At 72.7% G+C, this 23970-nt stretch carries 27 protein-coding genes; 16 read left to right on the top strand and 11 right to left on the bottom strand.

All coding sequences use genetic code 11. The features are described from left to right. Nucleotides 1–74: 74 nt before the first annotated feature. Together ABZ860_RS40950 and ABZ860_RS40945 are read right to left on the bottom strand one after the other, a co-directional pair. Nucleotides 75–461, bottom strand: coding sequence for a VOC family protein (locus tag ABZ860_RS40950; protein ID WP_357231580.1), 387 nt, complete (start codon nt 459–461; stop codon nt 75–77). Continuing rightward, complete coding sequence (locus ABZ860_RS40945; RefSeq protein ID WP_357231577.1) at nt 458–1231, bottom strand: ArsR family transcriptional regulator; 774 nt, start codon at nt 1229–1231, stop codon at nt 458–460. The genes ABZ860_RS40950 and ABZ860_RS40945 overlap by 4 nt, the downstream gene beginning before the upstream one ends. Before the next feature lie 101 nt (nt 1232–1332). On the opposite strand from ABZ860_RS40945, the gene ABZ860_RS40940 reads away from it, so the two are divergent. The 8 genes from ABZ860_RS40940 to ABZ860_RS40905 all read left to right on the top strand — a co-directional run bounded on the left by ABZ860_RS40940 (nt 1333) and on the right by ABZ860_RS40905 (nt 9235). After that, nucleotides 1333–2007 (top strand): pyridoxal 5'-phosphate synthase, encoded by a 675-nt coding sequence (locus ABZ860_RS40940; RefSeq protein ID WP_357231574.1) that lies wholly within the window; start codon nt 1333–1335, stop codon nt 2005–2007. 80 nt (nt 2008–2087) lie between these two features. Beyond that, nucleotides 2088–3344, top strand: a complete 1257-nt coding sequence (locus ABZ860_RS40935; RefSeq protein WP_357231571.1) for an APC family permease — start codon at nt 2088–2090, stop codon at nt 3342–3344. A gap of 74 nt (nt 3345–3418) precedes the next feature. Continuing rightward, nucleotides 3419–4135, top strand: a complete 717-nt coding sequence (locus tag ABZ860_RS40930) for a MerR family transcriptional regulator (RefSeq protein ID WP_357231568.1) — start codon at nt 3419–3421, stop codon at nt 4133–4135. Nucleotides 4136–4215: 80 nt separating this feature from the next. After that, nucleotides 4216–4608, top strand: coding sequence for a GntR family transcriptional regulator (locus tag ABZ860_RS40925; protein ID WP_357231565.1), 393 nt, complete (start codon nt 4216–4218; stop codon nt 4606–4608). Continuing rightward, nucleotides 4605–5495 carry an ABC transporter ATP-binding protein gene (locus ABZ860_RS40920; protein WP_357231562.1) on the top strand — a complete coding sequence of 297 codons (891 nt, stop codon included), beginning with the start codon at nt 4605–4607 and terminating at the stop codon, nt 5493–5495. Before ABZ860_RS40925 ends, ABZ860_RS40920 begins: the two co-directional genes overlap by 4 nt. Further along, a complete protein-coding gene (locus ABZ860_RS40915) occupies nt 5492–6550 on the top strand; it encodes an ABC transporter permease (RefSeq protein ID WP_357231559.1) in 1059 nt (352 codons plus the stop codon). Before ABZ860_RS40920 ends, ABZ860_RS40915 begins: the two co-directional genes overlap by 4 nt. After that, on the top strand, nt 6547–7998 hold the full coding sequence (locus ABZ860_RS40910; protein ID WP_357231556.1) for a S41 family peptidase: 1452 nt from the start codon (nt 6547–6549) through the stop codon (nt 7996–7998). Before ABZ860_RS40915 ends, ABZ860_RS40910 begins: the two co-directional genes overlap by 4 nt. Nucleotides 7999–8044: 46 nt before the next feature. Beyond that, nucleotides 8045–9235: an alpha/beta hydrolase gene (locus ABZ860_RS40905; protein WP_357231553.1), complete on the top strand. Its 1191-nt coding sequence runs from the start codon at nt 8045–8047 to the stop codon at nt 9233–9235. Between the two features lie 15 nt (nt 9236–9250). On the opposite strand, the gene ABZ860_RS40900 is transcribed toward ABZ860_RS40905, so the two are convergent. The 4 genes from ABZ860_RS40900 to ABZ860_RS40885 form a co-directional block, all read right to left on the bottom strand. After that, nucleotides 9251–10207: an aminoglycoside 3'-phosphotransferase/choline kinase family protein gene (locus tag ABZ860_RS40900; protein WP_357231549.1), complete on the bottom strand. Its 957-nt coding sequence runs from the start codon at nt 10205–10207 to the stop codon at nt 9251–9253. Between the two features lie 89 nt (nt 10208–10296). Then, nucleotides 10297–11181, bottom strand: coding sequence for a fructosamine kinase family protein (locus ABZ860_RS40895; protein WP_357231546.1), 885 nt, complete (start codon nt 11179–11181; stop codon nt 10297–10299). Between the two features lie 74 nt (nt 11182–11255). After that, on the bottom strand, nt 11256–12056 hold the full coding sequence (locus ABZ860_RS40890; protein ID WP_357231543.1) for a putative protein N(5)-glutamine methyltransferase: 801 nt from the start codon (nt 12054–12056) through the stop codon (nt 11256–11258). A gap of 160 nt (nt 12057–12216) precedes the next feature. Continuing rightward, entirely contained in the window at nt 12217–13173 is a 957-nt protein-coding gene (locus ABZ860_RS40885) for a sigma-70 family RNA polymerase sigma factor (RefSeq protein WP_357231540.1), read from the bottom strand. 64 nt (nt 13174–13237) lie between these two features. Here ABZ860_RS40885 and ABZ860_RS40880 point away from each other — a divergent pair, with 64 nt between their 5' ends. After that, nucleotides 13238–13966: an NAD(P)H-dependent oxidoreductase gene (locus ABZ860_RS40880; protein ID WP_357231537.1), complete on the top strand. Its 729-nt coding sequence runs from the start codon at nt 13238–13240 to the stop codon at nt 13964–13966. Here ABZ860_RS40880 and ABZ860_RS40875 read toward each other — a convergent pair. From ABZ860_RS40875 to ABZ860_RS40860, 4 genes are all read right to left on the bottom strand, one after another. Beyond that, on the bottom strand, nt 13937–15022 hold the full coding sequence (locus ABZ860_RS40875; protein WP_357231534.1) for a DUF418 domain-containing protein: 1086 nt from the start codon (nt 15020–15022) through the stop codon (nt 13937–13939). The two genes, ABZ860_RS40880 and ABZ860_RS40875, sit on opposite strands and share 30 nt — an antisense overlap. Nucleotides 15023–15192: 170 nt before the next feature. After that, nucleotides 15193–15786, bottom strand: a complete 594-nt coding sequence (locus tag ABZ860_RS40870) for a DinB family protein (protein WP_357231531.1) — start codon at nt 15784–15786, stop codon at nt 15193–15195. 156 nt (nt 15787–15942) lie between these two features. Beyond that, a complete protein-coding gene (locus ABZ860_RS40865; RefSeq protein ID WP_076441895.1) occupies nt 15943–16251 on the bottom strand; it encodes a MiAMP1 family antimicrobial peptide in 309 nt (102 codons plus the stop codon). A 139-nt stretch (nt 16252–16390) separates the two neighbouring features. Beyond that, nucleotides 16391–17476, bottom strand: a complete 1086-nt coding sequence (locus tag ABZ860_RS40860) for an epoxide hydrolase family protein (RefSeq protein ID WP_357231528.1) — start codon at nt 17474–17476, stop codon at nt 16391–16393. Between the two features lie 112 nt (nt 17477–17588). Between ABZ860_RS40860 and ABZ860_RS40855 the strand changes: the two genes are divergently transcribed. The 7 genes from ABZ860_RS40855 (at nt 17589) to ABZ860_RS40825 (ending at nt 22777) form a co-directional block, all read left to right on the top strand. Continuing rightward, complete coding sequence (locus tag ABZ860_RS40855; RefSeq protein WP_357231525.1) at nt 17589–18062, top strand: MarR family transcriptional regulator; 474 nt, start codon at nt 17589–17591, stop codon at nt 18060–18062. A 150-nt stretch (nt 18063–18212) separates the two neighbouring features. Beyond that, on the top strand, nt 18213–18698 hold the full coding sequence (locus ABZ860_RS40850; protein WP_357231522.1) for an FBP domain-containing protein: 486 nt from the start codon (nt 18213–18215) through the stop codon (nt 18696–18698). A 229-nt stretch (nt 18699–18927) separates the two neighbouring features. After that, nucleotides 18928–19287: a hypothetical protein gene (locus tag ABZ860_RS40845; protein ID WP_357231519.1), complete on the top strand. Its 360-nt coding sequence runs from the start codon at nt 18928–18930 to the stop codon at nt 19285–19287. A 69-nt stretch (nt 19288–19356) separates the two neighbouring features. After that, the gene (locus tag ABZ860_RS40840; protein WP_357231516.1) at nt 19357–20622 is read left to right on the top strand and encodes a sensor histidine kinase; all 1266 of its coding nucleotides are present in this window, start codon (nt 19357–19359) and stop codon (nt 20620–20622) included. Further along, the gene (locus tag ABZ860_RS40835) at nt 20619–21269 is read left to right on the top strand and encodes a response regulator transcription factor (protein WP_357231513.1); all 651 of its coding nucleotides are present in this window, start codon (nt 20619–20621) and stop codon (nt 21267–21269) included. Before ABZ860_RS40840 ends, ABZ860_RS40835 begins: the two co-directional genes overlap by 4 nt. A 224-nt stretch (nt 21270–21493) precedes the next feature. After that, nucleotides 21494–21835 carry a nuclear transport factor 2 family protein gene (locus ABZ860_RS40830; protein WP_357231510.1) on the top strand — a complete coding sequence of 114 codons (342 nt, stop codon included), beginning with the start codon at nt 21494–21496 and terminating at the stop codon, nt 21833–21835. 201 nt (nt 21836–22036) lie between these two features. Beyond that, a complete protein-coding gene (locus tag ABZ860_RS40825) occupies nt 22037–22777 on the top strand; it encodes a VOC family protein (protein WP_357231507.1) in 741 nt (246 codons plus the stop codon). Between the two features lie 261 nt (nt 22778–23038). Here the strand turns inward: ABZ860_RS40825 and ABZ860_RS40820 are convergent, their stop codons facing one another. Continuing rightward, the gene (locus ABZ860_RS40820; RefSeq protein ID WP_357231504.1) at nt 23039–23860 is read right to left on the bottom strand and encodes an alpha/beta hydrolase; all 822 of its coding nucleotides are present in this window, start codon (nt 23858–23860) and stop codon (nt 23039–23041) included. Between the last annotated feature and the right edge of the window lie 110 nt (nt 23861–23970).

Below are 23970 nucleotides of genomic sequence, written 5' to 3'. Positions count from 1 at the left end.
GCGGCGGCGCGGGTAAACGCTTCGCCTGGCGCCGGTGCGGGAGCGCCGGACGCGACCGGCCCGGCCCGCCGAGGTCAGGACCGGTCGGCGGGCTGGAACAGCTCGACGAGATTGCCGGCGGGGTCGGGGAGCAGGATCTGCCGGCCGCCTGGGCCGGTGACCACCTCGCCGTGGAAGGACAGCCCTGCGGCGTGGAGCCGGCCGATCTCGGCGTCCAGGTCGTCGACGACCAGCTGGATGCGGTTGCGGCCCGCGCCGGCGGCCTCGGGGGGTGTGGCGCGGGCGCCGGAGCTGGCGGGCCCGGACAGCAGCAGCCGCAGCGGCCCGCGCACCACGTCGGCGAAGGCGGGTCCGGCGTTGCTGTTCAGGGTGAAGCCGAGATGGGTGGTGTAGAAGCCGACGGCCGCCCGGACGTCGTCGACGAGGTAGCGGACGCTGGCGTAGTGGCCGGTCACCGTCATGTGTGAGCCTCCGGAGTATGAGCCAGGACGGGCAGTAGGTAACGGATGCGCGTGTCGATGTCCGCCGCCGCTCGGTCGAGGGCGGCGTGGACGTCCTGCTCCGACCGGCCTGCCGCAGCCGGGTCGGGGGTGCTCCAGTGGATCCGCCGGACGTGCTCGCCGAACTCCGGGCAGGCTTCGCGGACCTTGTCGCACAGCGTGATGACGTAATCGAACCGGCGGCCCCGCAGCATGTCCAGGTGGCGGGGCCGCCGGTCGGCGATGTCGATGCCGTACTGCTCGCGCAGCACGCGTACGGCGTGCGGGTGCGTCCGGGCCGCGGGCCGGCTGCCGGCGCTCGTCACGGTCACGCGACCGGCCGTGTGATGGCGCAGCAGAGCCTCGGCGATCGGTGAGCGGGCGCTGTTTCCCGTGCAGGCGAACAGCACGGAGAGGCGGGGCCACCGCGATGGAGGCGCCGGCGGCTCGGGGACGCCGCGCAGTGCCGGATGCAGGGCGGCCCCGGCGTCTGCCAGGGCCTGCGCGCAGCGGTCCAGGTCGAGCCGGTAATAGCTGTCGCGGCCGTCGCGGCTGCTGCGCGTCGCGGTGACCAGGCCGCCGTCGCGCAGCAGCCGCAGATGGTAGGAGACCAGGTTCTGCGGCGCCTCGACCAGCGTCATCAGCTCACGGACCCGCAGGTCGCCCGCGGCGAGCTCGGTCAGCAGCCGCCAGCGCAGCGTGTGGGCGGCCAGGCGCACGAACGCCGGAAGGGCTTGATCGGACGACGCCATGAGCGGACAATACATCAAACCCATTTGATGGAACAGTGTGTAATGGAACAGGTCCCGGGCTCGCGGTGGTGAGCACGGCGGCTCGAAGCGGAGGAGTGATCGTGGGGGACGACGTGGCGGTGGGCTCGATTCGCGATCTGTTGCGGGGGCTTCCGGTCTTCGACACCGAACTTCCGGGGTTCGACGTCGACGCCGCGCCGTCCGACCCGGTCGCCCTGTTCGTGGAATGGCTGACCTCGGCGGTCGATGCCGGAGTGCGTGAACCGCATGCGATGTCGCTGGCGACCGCCGACGGCCGCGGACGGCCGTCCTCTCGCGTGCTGATCTGCAAGGACCTCGCAGCGGACGGCACCTGGTATTTCGCGACGAGCGCGGGCAGCCGCAAGGGACGGGAGCTGGCCGTCGCTCCGTACGCCGCCTTGTGCTTCTACTGGCCCGAGCAGGGCCGTCAGGTCCGGGTGCGGGGCACGGCCGTCCCGGAGGACGCCGAGCGCGGCGCCGCCGACTTCCTCGCGCGTTCCCCCGGCGCGCGCGCCGACGCACTGACCGGCCGCCAGTCGCAGGTGCTGGACAAGCCGTCCGACCTCGACGACGCCCTCCGCGCGGCCCACGCCGCGATCGAGGCCGATCCCGGGGTGGTCGCGCCGGGATGGACCGTGTACGGCGTCCGCGCCGAAGAAGTCGAGTTCTGGCAGGCCGACCGCGACCGCCGGCACACCCGGCTGCGCTACATCCGCGAGGAGACCGCCTGGGCGCGGCATCGCCTGTGGCCCTGAGACGGAACGCCCGGCAGGCCCGCGCGCCCGGCCGGGCAGTACGGTGATCGATGTCGGGATCGGTGTCAGTGGAGGTCGCCATGGGCACACCGGCCGGTGCCGGTCAGGGACCGCTGGAGCGCCGGCTCGGCCTGGGGGACGCCGTTGTCATCGGGCTGGGTTCGATGATCGGCGCGGGGATCTTCGCCGCGCTGTCGCCGGCGGCGCGGGCGGCCGGGTCCGGGCTGCTGCTCGGGCTGGCGGCCGCGGCGGTGGTCGCCTACTGCAACGCGACGTCCTCGGCCCGGCTGGCCGCGCGCTACCCCGCCTCCGGTGGCACCTACGTGTACGGCCGGGAGCGGCTGGGCGACTTCTGGGGCTACCTGGCGGGGTGGGCGTTCGTGGTCGGCAAGATCGCCTCGTGTGCGGCGATGGCGCTGACCGTCGGCTCCTACGTGTGGCCGGAGCAGGCCCACGCGGTGGCGGTGGCGGCCGTGGTGGCGCTGACCGCGGTGAACTACGCGGGGATCCACAAGAGCGCCTGGCTCACCCGGGTCATCGTCGGGGTGGTCCTCGCGGTGCTGGCCGCCGTGGTGGTCGCCGGCCTGACCTCCGGCGCCGCGGACCCGGGACGGCTGGACGTCGGTGCCGACGCCACCGCCGGCGGGGTGGTGCAGGCGGCGGGTCTGCTGTTCTTCGCCTTCGCCGGCTACGCGCGCATCGCGACCCTCGGCGAGGAAGTGCGCGACCCGGCGCGGACCATCCCCCGTGCGATTCCGCTCGCGCTCGGGCTCACCCTGGTCGTCTACGCGGCGGTCGCCGTGTCCGCGCTCGCCGTGCTGGGCGGCGCGGGACTGGGCGACGCGGTCGCACCCCTGGCCGCCGTCGTGCGGGAGTCCGGGCACCCCGGCCTGGCCCCGGTCGTACGGGCGGGCGCCGCGATCGCCGCGACCGGCTCGCTGCTCGCGCTGATCCTCGGGGTGTCCCGCACCACGCTGGCCATGTCCCGCGACCGCCACCTGCCGCACGCGCTGGCCGCCGTCCATCCGCGCTTCACGGTGCCCCACCGCGCCGAGCTGGCCGTCGGCGCGGTCGTGGCGATCCTGGCCGCGACCGCGGACCTGCGCGGCGCGATCGGGTTCTCCTCCTTCGGCGTGCTGGTCTACTACGCCGTCGCCAATGCGAGCGCCTGGACCCTCGGCCCGGGTGAGGGTCGGCCGCCGCGGGCCGTGCCCGCCGTCGGCCTGGCCGGGTGCCTGGTCCTGGCCTTCGCCCTGCCGCTGTCGTCGGTGGTCTCCGGGGCCGCCGTGCTGGCCGCCGGCGCCGCCGTCTACGCCCTGCGCCGGGCCGTCACCTGACGAGCGGGCGTGCGACTCGCGGGCGATTACCATGAGCCGATGCGCCCCGAAGCCTCGAGTCCGGTGAGCCACAGGTGAGTCACAGGGCGCTGCGCCCGGTCGATCTGGCGCGGGAGGCGGGGGTCTCCACCCAGCAGATCCGCAACTACGCCGACGCGGGCATCCTCCCGCCCGCCGAGCGGACGGCCGCGGGCTATCGCAGGTTCGACACGCGGCACCGCGAGGCTCTGCTCGCCTACCGGGCGCTGGCCAAGGGGTACGGCTGGGAGGCCGCCCGCTCGATCATGCTGGCCGTGCACGACGGCGACCTCACGGGCGCGCTCGCCCTCGTGGACGCCTGCCACGCCGCGCTGCACCGGCAGCGGCTCGCCCTGCGGGCGACGGGGGAGGCACTCGAGGCGGTGGCCGGGCAGGATCCCGGCGGCCCGGCGGCGCCGCCGTCCGCCCTGCGCATCGGGGAGGTGGCCGCGCTCCTCGGCGTACGCGCCTCGGCGCTGCGGGTGTGGGAGGCCGCCGGGCTGCTGACGCCGCAGCGCGAGCCCGGCACCGGCTACCGGTGGTACGGCCCGGCCGAGGTCCGCGACGCCCGCATGATCCACATGCTCCGGCAGGCGCGGTATCCGCTGGGGCGGATCGGGGACGTGCTCGACGGCCTGCGCCGCACCGGCAGCACCGAGGCCCTGCGCGCCGCTCTCGCCGAACGCGGCGCCGCCCTCGCCTCCACGGCCGTCGCCATGCTCGAAGGATCGGCCCGCCTGCACGACTACGTCACCGGCGCCGCGGCGCGCTGACAGGTCTATCCGTTGATCCTTACGACCGCTTAACATCTACGTACCTAAAGTACTAGGAACCTAGATGAATAGAGGTTTCAGTGATCGAGTTCTACCTGGACGGCCGGTCCGGTGTCTCGCCCTACCTGCAGCTCGTCCAGCAGGTGCGGCACGCGCTGCGGCTGGGCCTGCTGCGTGAAGGCGATCGGCTTCCGACCGTCAAGGACGTCGTGGCGCGGCTGGCGATCAACCCGAACACGGTGCTGAAGGCCTACCGCGAACTCGAGCACGAGGGCCTGGTGGCCGCCCGGCCGGGGGTCGGGACGTTCGTGACCAGGACGCTGACCGACGCCTCGCTTGCCGCGCACGGCCGGCTGCGGCAGGACCTGCGCCGATGGCTGGCCAAGGCGCGCCTGGCCGGGCTCGACGACGAAAGCATCGAGGCCCTGTTCATGACCACCTTCCGGACCGCCTCTCAGGAGGACATCGCGTGAGCACCGTGTTACAGGCCCGGGGCCTGGGCAGGAAGTACGGCAAGCGATGGGCGCTGCGCGACTGCACCATCGACATCCCGGCCGGCCACGTCGTCGGGCTGGTGGGTCCCAACGGCGCCGGCAAGACCACCCTGCTCAAGCTGGCCGCCGGCCAGCTCGCGCCGACGGCGGGAAGCATCACCGTGCTCGGCGGCCATCCGGCGGGCGGCGCGGCGCAGCTGGCCAGGATCGGGTTCGTCGCCCAGGACACCCCCGTCTACGCGGGGCTGAGCGTCGCCGACCACCTGCGGCTGGGCGGCCGGCTCAACCCCGGCTGGGACGCCGCACTGGCGCGAGAGCGCGTCGAACGGCTCGGTCTCGATCCCCGGCACCGGGCCGGGAGGCTGTCGGGCGGGCAGCGCGCCCAGCTCGCCCTCACTCTGGGCCTGGCCAAACGGCCCGAGCTGCTGATCCTGGACGAGCCGGTCGCCGCGCTCGACCCGCTGGCCCGCCGCGAGTTCCTGCAGGGACTGATGGAGGCCGTCGCCGAGCACGAGTTCAGCGTGGTGCTCTCCTCCCACCTGGTCTCCGACCTGGAACGGACCTGCGACTACCTGATCGTGCTGGTCGGCTCGCGCGTGCGGGTGGCGGGGGAGGTCGAGGAACTGCTGGCCACCCACCACCGGCTCACCGGCCCGCGGCGCGACCCCGACCGGCTCCCGGCCGATCAGCACGTCGTCTCCGCCAGCCACACCGACCGGCAGAGCACGCTGATCGTCCGCACCGACGCCCCGATCCACGACCCCGCCTGGACCGTCAGCCAGGTCACCCTGGAAGACCTCGTCCTGGCCTACATGGAAGGGCCGGCTCCCGCCCAGGGGCGACCGGTCCTGGAGGTGCAGCGATGATCTGGCTGACCTGGCGCCAGTTCCGCGTCGCGGCCGCGGCGACGGCCGCCGCGCTCGTCGTGCTCGCCGCCGTCCTGGCGCTGACGGGCCCCGGCCTGGCCTCCGGCTACTCCGCCGGGATCACCGCCTGCACCCGGAACGGCGACTGCGCACGCTTCTTCGACCGGTTCTTCGACGACTACCAGACGCCGTTCCTGGCCGTCACCGTCATCGTGCTGATCCTTCCGGCCCTGGTCGGTCTCTTCTGGGGCGCGCCGCTGATCACCCGCGAGCTGGAGGCCGGCACGCACCTGCTGGTCTGGAGCCAGAGCATCACCCGCGCCCGCTGGCTGGCCGTCAAGCTCACGGTCACCGGCCTGGCCGCCACGGCCGCCGCCGGGCTGTGCAGTGCCGCGGTGTCCTGGTGGTCCGCCCCCCTGGACAAGTCCGCCGCGCCGGGCTTCACGCTCATGGATCCCCTGGTGTTCGGCGCCCGCGGCATCGTCCCCATGGCGTACGCGGCGTTCGCGTTCGTGCTCGGCGTGACCGTGGGGCTGATGGTCAGACGCACCCTGCCCGCCATGGCCCTCACCCTGGCCGTCTTCGCGGCGGTTCAGATCGCCATGCCGTTGACGGTCCGGCCCCACCTGCTCCCTCCGGTCAGCTCATCCTTCGCGCTCAGCCCGGAGAACGTGGACTCGTTCAACAAGTCCAGCGACGCGGAGTTTCCGCAGGTGTTCCTGGATTCGGCGATACCCGGGCACACGGGCGCCTGGGTGCTGTCCAGCCGCCTCACCGATCCGTCCGGACGCGTGGTCGGCGGCGACGGCGCCCCCGTCACCGTTCGCGTGTCCACGACGTCGGGACCGTGCGCGCCCTCCCAGCAGTCCCGGGATCCGGGACAGGGCTTCGGCGGCTGCCTCGCCGAGATCAACCGGCTGGGCTACCGGCAGGAGGCGACCTACCAGCCGTTCGAGCGTTTCTGGCAGTTCCAGTGGATCGAGACCGCGATCTACGCACTGTTCGCCCTCGGTCTCACGGCGCTGTGCTTCCGGTGGGTTCGGAGGCGTCTGTGACGACCGCCAGGACCATGGCGGCCGGCGTCGTCCTGCTCCTGACGGCCGCCTGTACGGCACAGACACCGCCCCGCGCGCAGCCTTCCGCGACGGCCGCCGGTGGATCGGCCGTGTGCGCCGAGCCCCGGGGGAATCCCCCGCCGGAGACGCCCACCACGATCGACGTCGTCGAGCAGGCGTACTTCTGCATCCTCGCCAACTACTACAGCGGGGCCACGCTGGACGCCCGTTCGCTGCTGAGCGCGGGATTCACGGCCTTCACACAGGAGCTCAACCGCAGCGGGCGCGACTCGCCCGAGGCCACGATGCCGGCGCTCACCGGTGACCGCGAGGCCGACTGGGCGGCGTTCGAGGCGGCCTACCGGCGCGTCACCGACCGGCTGCCGGACGACGCCCACCTCCGGGAGAGGCTGGCCGAGGCCACCCTGCAGGCCATCGTGGCCGGTCTGGGCGACGACCACGCCCGCTGGAACCACGGAGGCCGGCGTCCGCCGGCGTCCTACGACGGCGACCAGTACGGCCTGGGCCTGCGTGCCAGCGCCGGCCCCCAGGTGAGCGTCAACCCCGGGACCGCCCTGCCTCCGCTGTTCGTGACCGACGTCCTGGGCGGACCGGCGAAGGCCGCGGGGCTTCGCCCGGGCGACGTCGTCGAATCCGTCAACGGATCGGCGCCCTTCATCGGCCAGGCGGTCACCCCGGCCGCCGTCGCCGCGCTGTATCCGCGATATCCGGAAGCAGGGCCGGTCCGGCTCCGCCTGCTGCGGCAGGAGACCGGCCGGCGCTGGACCGTGACGCTCAAGCCAGGCCTCTACCAGCCCGATCCGGCCGCCGTGCAGGTGGTGACGTCCGAGCTCCTGCAGGACGGCATCGCCTACGTACGGCTCAGCGGTTTCGCGCCCGACGTCGCGAACCGGGTCTTCCGGGCGATCTCCAGGATGAGGACCGGCCGCACGCTGACCGGTGTCGTTCTCGACCTGCGCGGCAACGGCGGCGGCAGCCCTGACGAGGCGAACCGGCTGCTGGGCGGGTTCGCCCACGGCAAGATCACGGCGTACCAGTGCACGGCCTCCCTGAGCACCGGGGACGATGCGTGCGCACCCATGCGGACCGACGACAGCGTGCCGCTGCTCGGCCTGCCGCTGGTGGTGCTCACCGACCGCGGCTGTGCCTCGGCCTGCGAGCACTTCAGCTCCGCCGTCAAGGACCTGCACCTCGGACAGCTGGTCGGAACGCGAACCGCGGGCGCCGTCTCGGGCCCGGCGCGGCCGTACCTCCTCGGTGACAACACCACCCTGACGTTCCCGTCGACACGCCATCTGGCGCCCGGCCGCGAGGTGATCGACCGGGTCGGCGTGGCGCCCGACCACCACGTGCCGCCGACCCCGCAGGACGCCGCCGCCGGGCGCGATCCCGCGCTCGACGAGGCCCTGAACCTGCTGCACAAGTGACCGGCGCGCACGCGAGCACGCGCCGTGCGAAAGGACGGACCGCTTCATGAGTCATGCCGTGAAAGACCTGGCGGTCGCCGGGCTGGTCGTCCTCGCCGCGGCCGCCTGCGCCGCGCCGGCCCCGCCCAGGACCGTCGCCGCCGCGGCCACCGCCCCGTCGGCCGCGCCCACCGGCGCCGCCACCCTGCCCGCGCCCACCGGCCCCCATCCGGTCGGCGCGACCACCCTGTATCTGAAGGACACCTCCCGCCCCGACCCCTGGGTGCCCGAAGTGAAGGCCAGGGACCTCATGGTCACCCTGTGGTATCCGGCTCAGGCGGGGGAGGGGCGGCGGGCCCCCTACATGACCGCCAAGGAGTCCGAGCTCACGCTGAAGGGCAAGAACGTGACCGGCGTGCCGTACGACGCGCTGAGCCGCACCCGCACCAACGCCTTCGACGGCGCGAGACCGGCCGGGCGCAAGGGCGGCCTGCCCCTGGTGGTGCTGTCGCCGGGGTTCACCATGCCCCGCAGCACGCTCACCGCCCTGGCCGAGGAACTGGCCAGCAGGGGATATGTGGTGGCCGGCGTCGACCACACCTACGAGAACTACGCGACGACGTTCCCGGACGGGCGGGTCGCCGAATGCGTGGCGTGCGACAGCGACACCGACCCCGGCTTCGGCACGAAGGTGGCCGGGGTCCGCGCGGCCGACGTCTCCTTCGTGCTCGACCGGCTGACGGGACCGGACGCGACGTGGGAGGGCTCCTCCCTGATCGACCCGCACGAGATCGCGATGGCCGGCCAGTCGATCGGCGGGGCCGGCGCCGTGGCGGCCATGCTGAAGGACACGCGGGTGCGCGCCGGGATCGACATGGACGGCACCACCTACGCCAGGATCCCGAAGGGCGGGCTGTCGCGGCCTTTCCTGTTCATGGGCTCGGCCGGCCACCGGCCCGCAGGCCGTGACAACTCCTGGGACCGCGACTGGAGGCTCCTGACCGGATGGAAGCGCTGGCTCGTCCTGCCCGGGGCGGACCATCAGTCCTTCACCGATGTGCCGCTCCTGGCCGGCGCTCTCGGCATCGCCGTCCCGGGCGATCTGTCCGCGGCCCGCGCCGTGGAGATCACCCGCGCGTACGTCGGCGCCTTCCTCGACCGGCACCTGCGTCACGAGCCGCAGCCCCTGCTGGACGAGCCGTCGCCGCGCTACCCCGAGGTGCGGTTCTGCACCCCGGTCGCCGCGGCCTGCCGGTAGTGCGGCGCCCCCGGCCTACAGGGCCCACCAGTGCGCGGCCAGGCAGTCGAGGGTGGGCCGCGGCGGCGCGGGCAGCCGGGTCAGATACCAGGCGAGGCTGCTGTAGCGGTGCAGCAGGGCGTAGGCCAGCAGCCTCCTGCTCAGCTCCTCGCCCAGGTCGCACTCGCGGTAGCCGTACGCGAGGAGCAGACGGCGCAGGATCCCGGTCTCCGCGCAGGAGAAGAACAGCCCCACCGAGGCGAACTCGTACTCCCGCGCGCCCCGCATCGCCGGTTCGAAGTCGAACAGGCCCGACAGCCGCCAGCCGTCGCCGTCCCGCACCACCCGCAGGTGCTCGCGCATCACCTCCGTGTGCAGCAGCACGGGCGCGGACGGCGGCAGCTCGACGCTGTCGAGGAAGGCCGGGATCTGCGCCAGCCACGTCTCGTCCAGCCCGTCGGCCCGGTGGTGGGCCACGCACTCCTGCCGCCGCGTACGGAGGAAGCCGCCCCAGTCGGGCGGGCCCACGGCGGCGTCGACGGCGGGGGAGGAGACCGAATGGAGCGCCGCCAGCGTCTCACCCACGACGGCGGCGAGCTCCATCCGGTCGTCTCGCGGGATGTGCGGCCACGCCTCGGCGAGACTCTCACCGCGCAGGCGGGTCATGAGGATGTAGCTCCACCCCTCGAGATGCTCCGCCCCCAGAACTCGCGGTGTCGGGATCGGCAGGCGTCCCTCGACGGCCCGCAGGACGGTCAGCTCCGTGTCGTATTCCTCGGGCAGGTAGACCTCGGGGTAGAGCTTGAGCACATGCCGGTCGCCCACCGCGTAGACCGGCAGCGACCCGTCGGCGAAGCGCTCGACGCGTTCGCCGCCGAGCCCGAGATGTTCCAGCAGGGCCGACACGGCCGGGCCGAGACGGGACTCGTCCCGCCGGACGGCCATGAACTGCTCCTGGGTCTCGGCCTGCGGCAGCCGCACGTCGGTTAGCACGGCCCCGACGATAGACGAGGGCACCCGAAGCCGATCAACTGGTTTTGCCGCGGCGACCGCCCCCGCGCCCCTCGTGTCCTCGGCTGAGCTCACGGCCTTCGCCGGAAGGGGGCGAGCGTGGCGCGCACGAGGTCGGCGGCGCCCCAGTCGGGGTCGAACTGGGCGATCACCGCCAGGTGCTGGCGTAGCTGGAGGATCGGCATGCGGTCGCGCCAGTCGCGGTCGAGCCCGGTCAGCTCGGCGTACAGCTCGAAGAACACGCGCGCCTCGGGCGGCGGCGCAGTCGTCCAGAGGTGTGCCAGGTCGACCTCGGCCCACGTGTACGACACGGCCGGGTCGATCAGCGCGGGCCGCCCGTCGGGGGTGGCCATGACGTTCTGCGCCCACATGTCGCCGTGGGTCAGGCACGCGGGCCTGACCGGCAGCAGCTCGGGCAGTCGGTCGCACAGCCGCTCCAGCGCGGCCCGGTCCGCGGTGTCGAGCGCCTCCTGGACGCGACGCTCGCCGAGCCAGCGCAGCAGACGGTGCTGGGCGAAGAACTCGAACCCGTCGTCGTTCCAGGTGTTGACCTGCCGGCGGCGGCCCAGCCAGTTGTCCCGGTGCCACCCGAAGCGGGGGTACCGCGTGGTGGTGTGCAGGTGGGCGAGCGCATGCGCGAACCGCTCCCAGAAGGCCTCGGTGTCCGGCCGGGGCCGCAGCACGGACAGCACGAGCAGGTCGCGGTCCGCGAGGATGATCTCGGGCGTGTCGACTCCGCCCGCCTCGCGCAGCACGGTGAGCCCTTCGGCCTCCGCGGCGAAGACGTCGTCCGACGGCGGCTCGCCGAACGCCTTGACGAACACCGGCGTGCCGTCACCGCGGCGCGCGAGCCCCGCGGTCGCGGCGAGGCCTCCGGAGGCCGGCTCGACCGCGGCGACGTCGGTCAGGCCGGCCGTGTGCAGGCGTTCGAGCAGGAGAGAAGTCGTTTCTGTCACGGGTGTGCTCCTCCACTCTCTGAGGGCCCGGACAAGGGCACCCGGAGCCGATCAACCGGTTTTCCCAGGGGTCGTCACCTGCGTGCGCCGCCCGGCAGGGCGCCGATCACGGCGGTCGCGTCCAGTTCCTCGTCGTGGGCCAGGCGGGCGACGAGACCGGCGCGGGCGACGGCGTCCGTGGTCACCCGGGCCTGATCCTCGCTCGTCTCCACCAGCAGGTGGCCGCCCGGCGCGAGCCAGCCGCCTGCCTCGGCGACGACCCGCCGTACGACGTCGAGCCCGTCCGCGCCGCCGTCGAGCGCGACCTGCGGCTCGTGCACGCGCGCCTCCGGCGGCAGCAGCCCGATCGCGCCGGTGGGCACGTACGGCGGGCTGGCGACCAGGACGTCCACCCGGCCCCGCAGGGCGGCGGGCAGGGCCGCGTACAGGTCGCCCTCGTACACCCTGCCGCCCGCCGGGGCGAGGTTGCGGCGGGCACAGCGCACCGCGGCGGGGTCGACGTCCACGGCGTGCAGCTCGACCGGCCCGGCGGCGGCCGCCAGCGCCGCGCCCATCGCGCCCGAGCCGCAGCACAGGTCGACGACGACGGCGCCCGGCCGGGCCAGTGCGGCGGCCTGACGGACCAGGAACTCGGTGCGCGGCCGGGGCACGAAGACCCCCGGGTCGACGGCCAGCCGCAGGCCGCAGAACTCGGCCCACCCGATGACGTGCTCCAGCGGCAGGCCGCGGGCGCGCCGGTCCACCATGTCGTCGAGCTCGGCGGGCGTACGCGCGGCGGAGACCAGCAGACGGGCCTCGTCCTCGGCGAACACGCATCCGGCGGCCCGCAGCCGGGCCACGATCGAGTCAGGAGCGGGGGAGAAGGACAGTGACAAGGGAGAGCCTTTCGGAGTGCCGAGGGCGCTCCCGCGGTCGCCTGCCGCTACGCGACCGTACGCACGGGGAGAAGGGAGCACCCGACCTGTTCAGCGGTAATGGGGCTCACCTCCTCGCGTCGTCGCCGCCGTGACCGGCACCCTACACCAGGCCGCAGGTTCACCCTGACACGGCGGGGTCCGGAAGGGCCGGGGCTGGAAGGGCGGGGGTCTGAAGGGAAGGGTCCAGAAGGGCGAGGTCCAGCGCGCGCAGGCGCGCGGGGTCGGCCACCACCTCGATCTCGGCGATCCGCTCGCCCTCGACCGTCAGGGCGAGGGCGAGCAGCAGCCGGCCGCGCGGCGCCACCACGACACCCACGGCTCCGTTGACGAGCGCCGGTTCGGCGAACCGGGCCCGCCGGCCGAGGACGACGGTCTCCCGCGCGACCGCCCGCGCGCCGCGCACCACCGCCGGCGCGCCCGGGGGCAACGCGGCCGGGTCGGCCCGGCGCACCACTCCGGGCGCCAGCACCGTCATCAGCGCGTCCATGTCGCCCTCGCGTGAGGCGGTGAGGAAGGCGTCCACGACGCGCCGGTGCCGCGCGGCCTCCGCACCGGCGGTCTCGGGCCTGCCCCGCAGCCGGTGGCGTGCCCGGCTGGCGAGCTTCTTGGCGGCGACCGGCGACCGGCCCACGATGGGGCCGATCTGGTCGAACGGCACGCCGAAGACGTCGTGGAGCACGAACGCGACCCGTTCGGCGGGCGCCAGCGTGTCCAGCACGACGAGCAGCGCCCGGCCCACCGAGTCGGCCAGCACCGCCTCCTGCTCGGGATCGCCCGCGCCGTCCCACACCGCGCCGTCCACCGCCTGAGCGTCGCGCACCCGGTCGTACGGCGCCGCCTCCTCCCGGCGGGCGGCGCGGGCGCGCAGCATGTCGAGGGACACGCGGGAGACGACCGTGGTCAGCCACGCGCCCAGGTTCGCGACCGCGCCGACGTCGGAGCGGCTCAGCCGCAGCCAGGTCTCCTGGACGGCGTCGTCGGCCTCGCCCCCGGTTCCGAGCATCCGGTGGGCGACCGCGCGCAGATGCGGACGGTGGGTCTCGAACAGCTCCGCCAGCCCGTCGTGCTCGCCCATCGGTCACCTTTCCCCCGCGTGCCTCGTCACCACCATGACGTACACGAGGCAGAAGAGGTGACAGGTGACGTCATTGCTGCATGTCGATTCCAGCGCGAGCCGCGCGGGTGATTCGGTCACCCGCCGGCTGACGGCGTCGTACGCCGAGGTGTGGCGCCGGCGGCACGGCACGAACGGGTACCGCTACCGGGATCTGGCGGCCGACCCCGTGCCGCTGGTGTCCCACGCCTATACGACGCTCGGCCGCCGGGTGGAGCGGCACGGGGTCGTCCCGCTCGACCGGGTGGCCGCGATGGCCGCCGGCCCGGCCGAGGAACGCGAATGGGCGCTGACACTGCCGCTGATCAGGGAACTGCTGGCGGCGAACACCGTGCTGGTCGGCGCTCCGATGTACAACTTCACGGTGCCCGCCGCGCTCAAGGCGTGGATCGACCGGGTGACGTTCCCGGGGGCGTACGTCGATCCCGCCACCGGAAGCGGCCGCCTGCGCGGCACGACGGTGGTCGTGGTCGCCGCCCAGGGCGGCGCCTACGGTCCCGGCACCCCGCGGGAGGGCTTCGACTTCCAGACGCCCTACCTGCGGACGTACTTCCGGGAACTCGGGGTGGCCGAGGAGAACCTGCACGTCGTGCGGGCCGAGATGACCCGCGCCGGGGACGTCCCGGCGCTGGCCCCGTTCCGGGAGCTGGGCGACAGGTCGCTCTCCGAGGCGTACGCCGCGGTGAGCGCGCTGGCCGGGGGAGGACAGGGGAAGCGGCGGGCGTTACCGCAGGTCCTCGGCCGGCGACCGTGACGTCGTCTCCTCACGGCGGAGGGGCGGGCGCCGGGCCCAGGTGGCCCAGCGCCACAGCCACTCCAGCGGGCCCTGCCGGTAGCGGCGCAGCCAGAGGATGGACCACACCCACTGGACGGCGAGGATGACGCCGGCGATCAGGAGCACGGTCGAGGCCGGCCACGTCTGCGGCGGGCTGTCGAAGGCGAGGCCCGCCACCAGCACGAGGACCGTCGCGGACAGATAGTTGGTCAGCGCCATCCGCCCGAGCGGCGCGAACACCGTCTGGAGCACCTGCCGCAGCGGGGTCTTGAGCGCGACCAGCAGGACGCACACGTACACCCCGGCGATCAGCAGCCCGGCCCCGGCCAGGGAGATACCGAAACCGCGGTCGGCAGTGTCGAACCGGGTCTGGAGCCACAGCACGGGCGCCGCGGCGGCGGCCAGGACCAGTCCGAGCACGGCCGGCACACGCGCCGACTGCTCCAGCCGGTCGATCACGCCGTACCGCACCAGTGCCGAGCCCAGCAGGAACAGCCCGGCGATGAGGACGAGCCGGTCGCCTCCGACGAGCAGCGACACCGCGAGGAACGCGGGGGCCACGGCGGCGACGGCCAAGCGGGGCAGCCAGGTCGAGGGCAGGAGCACCAGCAGGCCGATGGCGGCGTAGGTGCTCAGGATGTCGCCGTGCCACAGCAGCACGAAGTGCGCCACGCCGAGCGCGAGCAGCACCAGGAGCCGGCGCAGCAGGACCACGCGCGGGCGGGTGGTGCGGGCGGCCGCGGAGTCCAGCAGCAGCGAGAACCCGACGCCGAAGAGCAGGGAGAAGATCGGGAAGAAGCGCTGCTCGACGAGCAGGCCCAGCCAGGCGGCCTCACTTCCCCCGGGGGCGGACGGCGCGACGAACGCGCCGGTCGCCGCGATCGGCTGGACGTTGGCGAGCAGGATCCCGCACAAGGCGAACCCGCGCACGACGTCGAGCGCGGCGATCCGCGGGCGGCCCGCGGAGGTGGTGGCGTGTCCGGCCTCGCCGGGCCGGAGGCGTACGGCGGGGGAGGAGGTGTTCTCACGATGCATGGGCCCTCATCCTGCGGGCGGCGGCCCCCTGCCGTTATCGGCCGTAAGCATGGTTCGCATCGCCGGCGACCGTACTTACGGCCGGTTCCGGAGGCCGGGCTCAGCGCGGCGGCGCCGGGCTGCTGCCAGCCCTTCGACGGCGCCGCCGCGCTGAGCCTGCGGCACTTCGTCTACACGGACCGCTCGGCCTGCCGCGCCGTCTGCTCCAACCGGTTCCGGTAGCTCTCCCACCACTCCTGATCACTGGAGGGCAGGTTGCTGTTGCCGTCCCGCACCCCGGCCGCTCCGTCGATGAGCTCCCTGACGATGTCGGCGTGGCCGGCGTGCCGGTTGGTCTCGGCGATCACGTGCACCAGGATCTGGTGCAGCGTCACCTCGCTCCGCTCGTCCGGCCACCACCGCACGCGGCCGGTGTCGTCGAGCGCGAGCGCGGCGATCGTGCTGTCCGCGTGCTGCCACACCCGGCGGTACAGCCCGACGATGTCGTCGCGTGACTCGTCCGCGGTGGCCCACATGTCCGCGTTGTCCTCGGCGTCGTCCTCCATCCACGGCAGCGGTTCGCCGAACGGCCGCCCGAAGGTCTCGCCGAAGTAGCCCACCTCCACCCCGGCGAGGTGTTTGACGAGCCCCAGGAGATTGGTGCCGGTGGGGGTCAGCGGGCGGCGGATCTCATATTCGGACAGCCCGTCGAGCTTCCACAGCACAGCATCGCGGGCGGCTTGCAGATAGCGGTGCAGATCGTTCTTCGGTTCCCATGCGGTCATCCACGCAGTCTTTCAGCCGGCGCCGGCGGTCCGCATCGGCGTTTTCCCGGCGCGGGCGTCGGGCCGCGCGACGAGGGGACGGTGGTCCTCCTCCCGCAACGCGGAACGCCCCGCCCCCCGGCGGGTGCCGAGGGGCGGGGCGTGGCGGAGCCGGGGTCAGCAGACGATGAAGATGCTCTTCCAGCCGACCGGAGTCCTCTGCTCCGCGTTCCTGTCGGCGGCGAGCGTGAAGTGGGCCACGCCCTGCGCGTCGGGCTGGTTGTACATCCGGCCGCTCTGGCCGTCGCCATACCAGCGGTACGACCCGTGGAAGGGGATGTTGGACACGCCACAGCGGTCGATGACCACCGACCTGCCGCTGAAGCCGGGTCCCTCATAGGCGACGTACTGGGAGGCGTAGGCGGCGCCGGCGCTGATCGCGATTGTCGCGGCCGTCAGGGCGGGGACGAGGACGAACCTTTTCATGACGCTCCTTGGGCGGGCCGAACTTCTGCTTTCAGTAATCGGATGGTAACGGAGAGTGCTTGTCTCGTCACCCCCTGTGCCTGGCGGAGCCTGCCCCCGACGCGGGCCACGCGAGGCATGCGGCCCTCGTCCTGCCGGACTACGAGGACGCGCCCGGAAGGAAGAAGTTCCGGACGTCCTCGGCGAGCAGCTCCGGCACCTCCATCGCGGCGAAGTGACCGCCGCGCTCGAACTCCGACCAGTGCCTGATGTCGTACAACCGCTCCGCCAGCGGCCGCACCGACTGCGTGATGTCGTGGGGGAACACCGCCACGCCGACCGGCACCGGGCACGGCTCGGTTCCCCGGGGCGTGTCGTGGTGCAGTCGCGCCGAGGAGGCCGCGGTGGCGGTCAGCCAGTACAGCGAGACGTCGGTGAGCATCCGGTCGTCGCTGATGGGCGAGCGGGGGTCGGTCCACTGCGCGAAGCGCTCGGCGATCCAGACCAGCTGGCCGACCGGCGAGTCGGTCAGCGCGTAGCCGATGGTCTGAGGCGTGAGAGCCTGCAGGGCCTGGTACGGCGGACGGTTCGCCATCAGTCGCCTGACCTTGTCCAGCCGGGCCTCGTCCGATGCGGACAGCTCGAGGCCGGCGTCCGGGACCGGCCGGGTCGGGAGGTAGTTGACGTGCACCCCGACGACCCGCTCGGGGGCCACCGCGCCGAGCGCCAGGGAGATGCCCGCGCCGAAGTCGCCGCCCTGCGCGCCGTAGCGCTCGTACCCGAGACGGCGCATCAGCTCGGCCCAGGCCCGCGCCACCCGGACGATGTCCCAGCCGCGCTCATGGGTCGGCCCAGAGAATCCGTACCCCGGGATGGAGGGGATCACCAGATGGAAGTCGCGCGACAGCGGCTCGATGACGTCGAGGAACTCCAGGAACGAGCCGGGCCAGCCGTGCGTGAGGACCAGCGCGAGCGCGTCCGGCTTCGCGGACCGGACGTGGACGAAGTGGATGTTCTGGCCGTCGATCTCGGTGGTGAAGTGGGGGAGCTCGTTGAGCTCGGCCTCGTGCTTCCGCCAGTCGTACCTCGTCCGCCAGTGTTCGGCGAGCTCCTGGAGCCGCGCCAGCGGGAAGCCGTAGTCCCATCCGGCGCCGGCGACCTCGTTGGGCCAGCGGGTGCGGGCGAGCCGGTCGGCCAGGTCGTCGAGGTCGGCCTGGGGAATGTCGATGCGGAACGGCTTGATCATGGTCTCAGCTCCAGGAGGTTCATTCGGCCGCCGAACGTTCAGGCGACTAACGTTTACTCGATGAACGATAGCACATTCATTAGTCGAGCAAACGGTTCGTTAGACTTGCCGCATGGAGACCGAGGAGACGCCCGCCCGCTGGGAGGGCCTGCCGAGCTGGCTGCTCGGCCAGACCGCCAACCACGCGCAGCGCCTGGTGGGTGACGGGTTCTCGTCCGTCGGCGCCCGCGGCTACCACTACCGGCTGCTGGCGACGCTGGAGGAGTACGGCCCGGCCAGCCAGGCCGCGCTGGGCCGCCGCAGTGGCATCCATCTCAGCGACATGGTCGCGACGGTCAACGAACTCGCCGATCGCGGGCTGGTCGAGCGGGCCCCGGACCCCTCCGACCGGCGGCGCAACATCATCTCGCTGACCCCGGCGGGCAAACGGCAGTTGCGGCGGCTGGAGAAGCGGCTTGCCGAATGTCAGGACGAACTGCTGGCTCCGCTGTCACCGGAGGAGCGACAGCGGCTGACCGAGCTGCTGTCCAAGCTGTTGTCGCACCACGACCGGCGAAACGGCACTCCCGAAGAGCCGTGGCGCTGACGCGAGACGCGCGGTGATCGGAGCCCGTCGCGCCGTGCCGCAGGCGCCGGACGCGTGCCGCCCTGTCCGCCGAGGATCCGTCTGCCTAGGATCCCTAGGGAAATACATAATCGATTGCCGTTTGAACCTGCCGTCGGTAGGTTCGTGCCTATGAGGCAACTTACCGAGAGCGAGATCCGCGCCTCGTTCGTCAACTGCACCAAGGGCGAGGTCAAACGCCTTACCGTACCGAGGGACCTGGATGCGCGGCCCTGGGACGACCTGGACTTCCTGGGCTGGCAGGATCCCTCCTCGCCGGGTCGGGCGTACCTGGTCGCCGAGCAGGGCGACCGTCTGGTGGGGGTGGCACTACGACGGGCCAGCCCGAATGCCGGACACGTACGGCGCAGCATGTGCTCGCTCTGCCTGACCACGCACACCGGCGACGGCGTGTCGCTGATGACCGCCCGCCGCACCGGCGGCAGCGGCAACTCCGTGGGCGCCTACATCTGCACCGACCTGGCCTGCTCCCTCTACCTGCGGGGCAAGAAGGAGGTCGGGCCGGGCGGGCGGATGCCCGAATCGCTCACGCTCGAAGAGAAGATCAGCAGGACGGCGGTCAACGTGAGCGAGTTCCTCCAGAAGGTGACCGCGTGACCGGTCGCCTCGCCACGCGCGCTCTCCTGCGCACGCCGAGGTGTCGGCCTCGGGCTGCCGATCCCGCCCTGCTTCCACGCCCCTGAGTCCACCGATCGGTGGAGTCGTTCCACCGGGTGGGCGAGCGGCGGAATCCACCGCCCGCTCGGGAGATCGGGCGATCCGCATGAGGTGCCTCCGTTGCGACGCTGGTTCCCGTCCGGCAACGGAGAGACGGAGGCAAACCGACATGCGCAATGTGGTCTGGCTGATCAGCGGATACGCCGCGGTCAGCTTGCTGACGCTGGCGGCGGTGATCGTGTTTCGGCACGATGCGGCGATGGTCACCACCGCGGTCTGGATCCGCAGCACCCTCGTCGCCGCCGCCTCGCTGCTCACGCTGTTCTTCGCGGTCCGGGCGGCTCGCGGCGACCGCCGGATGCTGCTGCGGCTGCGCGTCGTCACCGCGGCCATGCTGGTCGCGATCGTGGTGATCATCGCACTGCCCGGTGTGTTCCCGCTCTGGCTCAAGTTCGAGCAGGGCGTCTGCGGCCTGCTCCTGCTGGCCGTGGTCGTGCAGATCAACCGGCGTCCGGCGGTCCGGCCGTAGCGCATGCCCGCGTGAGCGGCCGTGGCCGCCGTGGTAACGCTAGATTGTTCCGCTGGGAGTAGGGACGCGATGCAGAGTTGGCAGACGGCCGGCCCGGCGGGCTGGGAACAGCGGTTCCGGCCCATGGTCACCGTGGTCCCGTACGTGCTGCTGGCCGTCATGACCGCCCTGACCATCGCCTTCAAGCACGACCAGCCGGGCTCCCTCGCCATCGACCTCGCGCTCTGCGCGACGGCCGCGGTGTGGAGCCTGGCGCTCTTCACGCTGCGCCCGCAGTGGCGCGACCGGATCGGTGTGATGAGCGTCTTCCTGGCGGGCCTTGTCGCGTTCGGGCTGGTCATGGTTCTGCGCGACCCGTGGTTCGGCTTCTACGCGCCGGCGCTGTACTTCTACGCCTACCGGATCATCGGCTGGCCGCGTGAGCTGTACTTCGTCGCCGGCGTCGCGGTGGTGGCCGGCACGGCTCAGGCGACCGGTCTGGACACCGGCTCCTGGGTCGGCCGCCTCGAATACCTGGGGATCCTGGCCGTCAACATCGCGCCGATGTGCCTGCTGGCCTGGATGGGCGAGATCGGCGCGCGGTACTACGACTCCCGGGAGGCGGCGCTGCGCGGGGCCCGGGAGGCCAACGCGCGACTGGCCGCGGCGCTGGCCGAGAACGCGGCGCTGCAGGAACGGCTGGTCGAGCAGGCCCGCGCGGCCGGCGTCCTGGACGAGCGGGCCCGGATGGCCCGGGAGATCCACGACACGCTGGCCCAGGGCCTCACCGGCATCGTCACCCAGTTGCAGGCCGCCGAGCACGCGGCCGACGACCCGGCCGCGTGGCGCCGGCACCACGCGGCGGCGACCGCGCTGGCCCGGGAGAGCCTGACCGAGGCGCGGCGCTCGGTGAACGAGCTGCGCCCGGAGCCGCTGGAGACCGGCCGCCTGGCGGACGCCGTCACCGAGGTGGCGGGCAGGTGGTCGGCGCGCCACAGCATCCCGGCCCAGGTCACGATCACCGGCGAAACCCGCACGATGCGCCCGGAGGCCGAGGTCGCCCTGTTACGGGTCGCCCAGGAGGCGTTGGCCAACGTCGCCAAGCATGCCGGCACCGCCACCCGCGTCGGTCTCACCCTTTCCTACATGGACCGGCAGGTGGCCCTCGACGTCCGCGACGACGGCCGCGGCTTCGACCCGACCGCCCATGTCGAGCGCGACGGGGGGTTCGGCCTGGTGGCGATGCGGCAGCGGATCGAGGCGCTGTCGGGCACGTTGCAGATCGAATCGGAGGTGGGGGGCGGGACCGGGATCTCGGCCTGCCTGCCCGACGACGCGCCGGAGGTGCCTTCGTGAGTGGCCCGATCAGACTGCTCGTCGCCGACGACCACCCGGTGGTCAGGGACGGGCTGAGCAGCATGTTCGCCCGCGACCCCGAGTTCACCGTGGTCGGCGAGGCGGCGGACGGGGCCGAGGCGGTCCGGCTGGCCGAGGCGCTCGGGCCGGACGTGATCCTGATGGACCTGCGGATGGCCGGCATGGACGGCGTCACCGCGATCGGCGAGCTGACCCGGCGCGGCGTGACGGCCCGGGTGCTGGTGCTGACCACCTACGACACGGACAGCCACGTGCTGCCCGCGATCGAGGCCGGCGCCACCGGCTACCTGCTCAAGGACGCGCCGCGGGAGGAACTGCTGCGCGCCGTACGCTCGGCCGCTCGCGGCGAGGTCACGCTCTCTCCGTCGGTCGCCGCCCGCCTGGTGAGCCGGCTGCGTGCCCCGGCGCCGCCGGCCGGCCCGTTGAGCCGGCGCGAGCTGGAGGTGCTGCGCCTGGTCGCGGCCGGCCACACCAACCGCGAGGCGGCGGCCCGGCTGTTCATCACCGAGGCCACGGTCAAGACGCACCTGCTCAACATCTATGCGAAGCTCGACGTCAGCGACCGTGCGGCCGCGGTCGCGGAGGGATACAACCGCGGCCTGCTCGGTGCTCCCGAGCGTCCGTGAACGCGGTGGCATACGGCACAGGGCAGACCGCTGGGGCCTGCGTCAGGGCTGAACGCTCTCCAGATCATCGAGAAGGCTGGAGTGGGCCGGCTGCCACCCGAGGACCGGACGGAACCGGGATGTTGACCAGGAGCGGCTACTGGACGGCGTCACCACACAAGAGCAGGAGATCGTGCTGCGCGTCCTGCGGCGCGTCCGCGCGAACGTGACCGAACAGGAGAACCATGACCGATGACGTGCGGGCCGTGGCCCGGCGCATGTACGCGGCGTTCAACGCTCACGACCATGCTGCCGCACACGACATCTTCACGGCCGACTTCTACAGCCACCCCCTGGGCACCACCGGACCAGACAGCGTCGTCCGGGCGTGGCAGCGGTTCCACGAGGTGTTCCCCGATGCCCAAGTCGTCGTCGAGGACATGGTCGTCGAAGGGGACACCGCCGCCGTCCGCACGAGCGTACGCGGCATTCCTGAACAGCAGTCACGGACCATGCTCGAGATCTTCAGGGTGCTCGACGGGCGCATCGCAGAACTGTGGGGCCTGTCCTCCCTGCAGCGCTCGTGACGTCCCAGCCTGCCAGGTCGCCGCAGCCGGCAGCTGTAGGGCGACCGGGGCAACCGCGTCGCTGGGCTGACCGTTGCCGTCCGGCTCTGCAGGTGTGCATTCGGCCGCTCGATGAAGTTCCCGATCTGTGCCCGTTACCGCCGGTGGAGCCGAAAGCGCGTGGTTCATCCTGATCTGTCGGTTGGGAATAGGGTTGGCGGCATGCCGCTGCAACTTGTTCAGGTGAACTTCAAGGCTCGCGACGACTCGGCGCTCGGCCGGTTCTGGGCGGATGCGCTCGGCTGGGGAGTTTCCAGCGAGGGACCCGGTGTGACCAACGTCGAACCCGTGGGCTTCGTCTGGCCGGACCCCTCCGCCGTCTGCGTCGACGTCGTCACCGTCCCGGACCCCGAAACGGTGAAGTACCGCGCGCACCTCGATCTCGCCACCACCTCGGCGGCTCACCAGGCGGAGTTGGTCGCGCGCCTGAAGGAGCTCGGTGCGACGCCCGCCGACGTGGGCCAGGGCGAGGTCCCCTGGACGGTTCTGGCCGACCCGGAGGGCAACGTGTTCCGCGTGCTGGAGCCCCGGGAGATCTACCGGGACACCGGGCCGATCGCCGCGGTGGTGGTGGACTGCGCGGACCCGCGGGCCATGGCCCGGTTCTGGGGCGAGGCGACGGACTGGACCCTGCACGAGGTGACCGACGATCACGCGCGGCTGCGCTCGGCCAAGGGCGTCGGGCCATACCTCGAGTTCGTCCGCACAACGCCCGGCATGCCGACCGTATGGAACCGCGTCCACCTCGACCTGCTGCCCTACCCCGGTGACGATCAGGCGGCGGAGGTGGCCCGGCTGCAGACCCTCGGCGCGACGCTCGCCGACGTGGGCCAGGGCGACGTCTCGTGGATCGTCCTGGCCGACCCGGAGGGCAACGAGTTCTGCGTCCTCGGGAGGGCCTGACGCGGAGTCTCTTCCGCCCGCGTGCGGGACGGCGCGAGCCGCTCGACGTGGTAATCGACGTGCGCTTGCCGGTGGGGGTGACCCGGTCGGACCCTCAGGCACGAAGGCGGGATCTGGCGCCCGCCACCGTTTGCTCGGGAACCCGACCTCGGCCACTGCCTCGTCATGGCTCGGGTCTCGGGGAGGGCGCTGGCTTCTGCGCGGATCACGTCTGCTTCATGCTGATCTGCTTGAGCACGGGCTGCGGGCCTGTCGCGGCAATCAGTGACCTCGTTCCCGGCCGAGGAAGCACGACAGGAGTCGCCTGAAGTCGTCCGGGTGCTCGAGCGCCGGCACATGCCCGCATCGGCCGAACACGTGCAGACGGACATCGGCCAGGTGTTCGAGCAGGGGCAGGGCTGCCGTCCCGAGCGGGGTGACTCGGTCCTCGGCACCGTGGACGAGCAGCACGGGCGCGCGGATCCCCGCCAGCGTTTGCGCCGAGAGGGTGAGATCGTCGGCCCAACGTGCCCTAGGTGGAGGGAACAGCGACGCGAATGCGGCCGCCCCCGCTCGCATCGCAGCTGCACGGGCGGCGACGGCCGACTCGGTCACGAGTGCTTGGTCGAGGACGAGGCGACTCAACATGTCTCGTGCCCCGAGCGGGTCGGCGGGGGCGGCCCAGATCGCGTCGAGGTCGGCGGACAGCGGCGCCCCGGGGGCGCCCATCGTCGAGACCGCCACCACACGGGTGACCTGCTGGGGACGCGCGGCCGCCAACGCCAGCGCCACGGCACCGCCCATGGAGTGGCCCACCACGGCGTAGTGCTCGACACCGAGAGCATCCATCAGGCCCGCGGCCTGCTCCGTCCACAGCCGGAGCCCACCCCTGGAGCCCGCCGGGATGGGTGTACGGCCGAACCCCGCCTGGTCAGGAGCCACCAGGTGCCAGGACGTGCCCAGCGCCTGTGCCGTCGTCGCCCAGGCTCCGGAGCCGGTCGTGCCGGGTCCGGAGCCGTGCAGCATCAGCACCGCGGGCCCGGTGCCGCTCTCCAGGACGTGGACGGGGGAGCCGCCGACAGTGACGGTCCGAAGTACCGTCACCGAGACACCTCAGAGGTGCTCATGCCGATGCGGAGTTGATGGACTTCGAGAAGACCTCCATCATCACCCTGCCGAACTGCGGCATGTCGGGCCAGCCGCGGCAGGAGACG

Origin of the sequence: Microbispora sp. NPDC046973, from assembly GCF_040644495.1 — a bacterium.
Taxonomy (GTDB): domain Bacteria; phylum Actinomycetota; class Actinomycetes; order Streptosporangiales; family Streptosporangiaceae; genus Microbispora.
The sequence above is the reverse complement of the archived record's forward strand: the minus strand, read 5'-3'. Positions and strand labels throughout refer to the sequence as shown.